Annotated in this window: 2 protein-coding genes; both read right to left on the bottom strand. The window is 63.9% G+C overall.

Translation table 11 applies throughout. The features are described from left to right. Nucleotides 1-1,353 (bottom strand): amidohydrolase (locus EN750_RS31910; protein WP_245482869.1); only part of this gene is annotated, 1,353 nt, incomplete at its 3' end. Beyond that, the coding region (locus EN750_RS31905) for an ABC transporter permease (protein WP_145968108.1) at nt 1,350-1,978 on the bottom strand (629 nt) is incomplete at its 5' end. The genes EN750_RS31905 and EN750_RS31910, both read right to left, overlap by 4 nt.

The raw sequence follows: 1,978 nt of genomic DNA, 5'->3' as shown, positions 1-1,978 counted from the left end.
CCTGGATTGTGCTGCTTGAGGCGAATGGCGGTCCACAGTCCGAGATACCCGCCGCCAACGATGCAGATGTCGGCCTGCGTTGTCTCTTCGAGCGGAGGCGCAAGGTCCGGGTCCTCGGGCAATGCCTGCCGCAGCCAATGGCTCCGCCAGCGGATGTCTTTTTCCGGCAACTGCATCACGATGCGCCTGCCGCGGACAGCCGGCGCTCCACCAGCCTGACCCAAAGACTGGCGCCCATCGGCAGGATAGCGTCGTTGAAATCGTAATTGGTGTCGTGCGCGGCGGCCTGGTGCGCGTCGTCCGCCTGGCCAAGCAAGAAATAGCAGCCGGCCGCTGTTCCAACATGTAGCAGAAATCTTCAGAACCCATCTCGGGAGGCGGATCGACGACGAGACGTTCCGAGCCCATCACCTCGTTCGCAATCGCGATCATCGCGTCGGCTTGCGCCTGAGTGTTGATCGTCGGCGCGAAGGGCGTTTCGTAGCGAATATCGACGCTGGCGCCAAAAGCTTCAGCCTCGTTTTTCGCGATGCGGCGGATTGCCATCTCCAGCGTCTTTTGAACCTGATGGTCGAAGGTGCGCACGGTGCCGGTCAGAAACGCCGCATCGGGGATGGTGTTGAAGGCTTCGCCGGCGCGCAGGCTGCCAACGGTGACGATTGCCGGAGAGTGCACATCGGTCAGGCGACCGGGCAGGGCTTCGATTGCCAACAGGATGCGCGCGGCGACGGGGAGTGGATTGATCGCCAGATGCGGCATCGCCGCGTGGCCGCCCCTTCCATTGACGACGATCTCGAAGCGATCGGCCGCCGCGGCCATCGTTCCGCGGTGGACGGCGATCTCGCCGAGCGGCCGTTCGCAATTGTGCAGCGCGTAAACTTCATCGCAGGGGAAACGCTGGAAAAGGCCCTCATCCAGCATGGCAAGCGCCCCACCTCGACCCTCCTCGGCCGGCTGGAAAATGAAATGCACGGTACCGGCGAAGTCGGGCGAGCGGGCAAGCGCCGAGGCTGCGCCGAGCAGCATTGTCGTGTGGCCGTCATGGCCGCAGCCATGCATCTTCCCGGGGATGCGGGATGCATGCGGCAGCGGCCGCGCCTCGGTCATCGGCAGGGCGTCCATATCGGCGCGGATGCCCAGGCTGCGACCAGCGCCGAGCCTGCCCCTGAGCGTGCCGACGACACCTGTCCCTCCGACACCTTCGGTCGTCTCGATGCCCCACGAGCGCAGTTTGTCCGCCACGAAACGCGCCGTCTCGAACTCTTCGAAGCCGAGTTCTGGATTGGCATGCAGATGCCGCCGCCAGGCCGTCATCTCGGTCTCCAACTGCTGCACCGATGGAACCAGTCTCATGCCGATGCCCTTGCGCGGAGAGTTTGCGAGCGGCCCTGAAGGATGGCGATGACACCAAGCAGGGTCGCAGAGAATGCGATCAGCAGCACAGCGACGGCCGCGATGGCAGGGCTGATGGATTCGCGAACCCCGGAGAAGATCATGCGAGGCAAGGTTCGCTCCGCGCCTGTCGAGAGGAAACTTGCGACGACGACTTCGTCGAAAGAGATGATGAAGGCGATGATGGCCCCTGTAATGACGCCCGGCGCTATCAGCGGCAGCACCACCTTGAAGAATGTGCGCATGGTGCCGGCGCCGAGCGATGCGGCGGCGCGAACCAATGTCCGGTCGAAGGTCGAAAGGCTGGCGACGACAGTCGTCAGCATCACAGGCACGGCCATCGCCGTATGCACCAGAATGATGGATAGCTTGTTGCCGACGAGTCCCAGTGTGGCGAAGAATGAAAAAGCCGCGACGCCGACGATGACAACCGGCGTCACCAAGGGCGCGGCGATGATCGCGTAGAGAATCCGTTTGCCGGCAAAATCGCCCCAGGCGAGCCCGATCGCCGCAGGTATGCCGAGCAGCAACGCCAGAACCGTGGTGGACAGCCCGATGACGACCGAGTTCCACAGCGCGTTCGGCC

Source organism: Mesorhizobium sp. M7A.F.Ca.ET.027.03.2.1, assembly GCF_003999175.1.
In the GTDB taxonomy this organism is placed as follows: Bacteria; Pseudomonadota; Alphaproteobacteria; order Rhizobiales; family Rhizobiaceae; genus Mesorhizobium.
This window is presented reverse-complemented; position numbering and strand designations above follow the sequence as displayed.